Origin of the sequence: Actinacidiphila sp. bgisy167, from assembly GCF_965342175.1 — a bacterium.
Taxonomy (GTDB): Bacteria; Actinomycetota; Actinomycetes; order Streptomycetales; family Streptomycetaceae; genus Actinacidiphila.
This window is the reverse complement of record NZ_CBDRBL010000175.1, coordinates 1-3,054: the sequence shown is the minus strand read 5'-3', so window position 1 is coordinate 3,054 and position 3,054 is coordinate 1. Positions and strand designations below refer to the sequence as shown.

Here is a 3,054-nt window from a genome sequence, read left to right as displayed (position 1 = left end):
CCGGACTGTCACCCCGCACGCACCAGCACAGCGGCCACGACCGATCCCATCCATGACGGCACCACCCTGCTTGCCCGTTACCGAGACACGCTCCTAGCGGGGCGCGGGCCCACGGCGCCCGCGCCCCGATCCGCGCACCCCCGCCCCCGCGCGAAGAGGCCGCTACCGCACACCCCGCTCCCAGGTCAGGACGCCGGTGCGCACCGCGCCCCAGATCCTGGCGGGGCCGGGCAGGCTCAGCCGCAGCCTGCGACCGTCCAGGGCGACGATCCGCGTCAGGGAACCGCCCACCCAGTTGGGGAACAGGCTCAACTCCACGCGGTGGACGACCCGGTCCCCCGACGGGACCCGGAAGGTGCCGGCGTACGCGAGGTAGCCCGCGGCCGCCGCCGCCAGTTCTTCGGGCAGTCCCTCCTCGAGCCTGCCGCGGCGGAAGTCCGGCCGCCCCACTCGCATGATCTGAGCCGACATGTACCCGTCGGAGCCGTAGGTGATCAGACCCCGAGGCCGCGGGCCGAAGGGCTCGACGACCTCGCCGGTCGCGACGTCCGCGGCCTCATAGGACCTCAAGTGCCAACTTCCGATCAGGGATTCGCGCAGTTCTTCGGGGGTCATCGCCCACACCTCACATCACCGTCGTTGCTTGACTTTCAGGATGACAAGAGTAATCCTGAATGAGGATGATGCAAATAATCCAGATGGAAGGCACGCGTCATGACCGACTCCTACGACCCCGCGCGCACGGCGATCCTGCTGGTCGACCCCTACAACGACTTCCTGTCCGAGGGCGGCAAGGTCTGGCCCGCTCTGGAACCCGTGGCCACCGAGGTGGGCCTGCTCGACAACCTCCGCGCCGTGGTCGGCGCGGGACGCTCGGCGGGCCAGAAGGTCTTCTTCGTCCCCCACCGCCGCTGGCAGGAGGGCGACTACGAGGACTGGGCGCACCCCAACCCGACGCACCGCGTCATCCAGGACCGGCACACCTTCGCCCTCGGCACCTGGGGCGGCGAGTTCCACCCGGACTTCCGGCCCACCCCGGCGGACGTGGTCGTCCAGGAGCACTGGTCGCAGAGCGGCTTCGCCAACACCGACCTCGACTTCCGGCTCCGGCAGCACGGCATCACCCATGTGATCCTCGTCGGGCTGCTCGCCAACACCTGCATCGAGTCGACCGGCCGCTACGCCATGGAGCTCGGCTACCACGTCACGCTCGTCCGCGACGCCACCGCGGCCTACCGCCCGGAGATGATGCACGCCGCCCACGAGCTCAACGGCCCCACCTACGCCCACTCCCTCACCACCACCGCCGAACTGCTGCGCACGCTCGAGAACGGAGACCACTGACATGCGACTGACCGGAGAGATGCTGATAGGCGCGTCGTCCGTCCCCGCGTCCGAAGGCACGATGAAGGCGCTCGACCCGGCGACCGGGGAACTCGTCGGACCGGAGTTCGCGCTCGGCGGAGCGGCCGAGGTCGACCGCGCCGCGCGCCTGGCCGACGAGGCGTACGACACCTACAACCGCACAGGACTCGACGAACGCGCCGCCTTCCTGGAGCTGATCGCGGACCGGCTCAAGGCGGTCAAGGGTGAACTGGCCGAACGGGCCGCCCTGGAGACCGGCCTTCCGGTCGCACAGCTGGAGGCTGAGGCGGTCAAGTCCGCCGGCCAGTTCCGGCAGTTCGCCGAGGTCGTCCGGCAGGGCCGGTTCCGCCAGGCCGCCGTCGACCCGGCCCAGCCGGAGCGGCAGCCGCGGCCCCGCATGGACCACCGCATGCAGAAGATCGCGATCGGTCCGGTGGCCGTCTTCGGCGCGAGCAACTTCCCCATCTCGTACTCGGTCGCCGGAGGCGACACCGCCGCCGCCCTCGCGGCGGGCTGCCCGGTGATCCTCAAGGCCCACAACGCCCACCCCGGCGCCTCGGAGTTCCAGGCACGGGTCATCCAGAGCGCCGTCGCCGACTCCGGGCTGCACGAGGGCGTGTTCTCGATGGTCCGGGGGGCGGGCAACGCCATCGGCGAGGCCCTGGTGGACCACCCGCTGGTCAAGGCGGTCACCTTCACCGGCTCCGAGGGCGGCGGCATGGCCCTGTACCGGCGGGCGCAGCTGCGCCCCGACCCGATCCCGGTATTCGCCGAGATGACAAGCGTCAACCCTACTTTCGTCCTCCCGGCCGCGCTGGCGGCACGCGGTGGCGCGATCGGCGACGGCTTCGCCGAACGCATGCTCGTCAACGTCGGCCAGGCCTGCCTGAAGCCGGCCGCACTGCTCGCCGTCGACGGCCCGGGGTACGCCGAGATGCGCGAGGCCGCCGCGGCACGGGTGCGCGCGATGGGCGCGCGGACCATGCTGACCCCCGGTATCCACGACGCATACGGGCACGGGGCGCGGCGCCTGCGCGACCTCGGCGCCGCGACCGTGGCGGCCGGGCCGGAACCCGCGGGCGCCCACGAGGGCCGCGCGCAGCTTCTCGAGGTCGACGGCGACCGGTTCCTGGCCGAACCGGCGCTCGCCGAGGAGGTCTTCGGACCGGCCGCGCTGCTCGTCCGGCTGACCGGCACGGAGCAGATGACGCAGGCGGCCCGCGCTTTCCGCGGCCAGCTGTCGGCGACGATGCACCTCGAGGAGGAGGACCACCCGCAGGCGGCGCGCCTGCTACCGGTCCTGGAGCGCCGTACCGGCCGGATCGTGGTGAACGCCTTCGCCCACCCGCAGGAGGTCGGCCACGCCACGATCCACGGCGGTCCGTTCCCCGCCACCACCGACAGCCGCTTCACCTCGGTCGGCATGAGCGCGATCGAGCGCTTCCTGCGGCCCGTCACCTACCAGGGCTTCCCGGACGCGCTGCTCCCCGAGGCACTGGTCCCGGCCAATCCGCTGGGGCTGTGGCGGCTGGTCGACGGGCACCTCACCCGCGACTGACGGCGCGCCCGGCGTGGCACGCGTCCACAGGGATCGCGTCGGCGCGGCAGGCGGGGTGACGTGTGAGACGCCGTCCCGGCTGCCGTGCCGGGCCCCCAGGGAGTGTCGGTGGGGGCAGTCCGGAGGATTCC

The 3,054-nt window shown here is 72.2% G+C and carries 3 protein-coding genes; 2 read left to right on the top strand and 1 reads right to left on the bottom strand.

Annotation, left to right across the window (positions count from 1 at the left end):
• Nucleotides 1-162 precede the first annotated feature (162 nt).
• Complete coding sequence (locus tag ACRWND_RS30530) at nt 163-615, bottom strand: lipocalin-like domain-containing protein (protein ID WP_431955173.1); 453 nt, start codon at nt 613-615, stop codon at nt 163-165.
• Between the two features lie 99 nt (nt 616-714).
• On the opposite strand from ACRWND_RS30530, the gene ACRWND_RS30525 reads away from it, so the two are divergent.
• Nucleotides 715-1,344: an isochorismatase family cysteine hydrolase gene (locus tag ACRWND_RS30525; RefSeq protein ID WP_431955171.1), complete on the top strand. Its 630-nt coding sequence runs from the start codon at nt 715-717 to the stop codon at nt 1,342-1,344.
• 1 nt (nt 1,345) lies between these two features.
• Nucleotides 1,346-2,923 (top strand): aldehyde dehydrogenase (NADP(+)), encoded by a 1,578-nt coding sequence (locus tag ACRWND_RS30520; RefSeq protein WP_431955169.1) that lies wholly within the window; start codon nt 1,346-1,348, stop codon nt 2,921-2,923.
• Nucleotides 2,924-3,054: the final 131 nt, after the last annotated feature.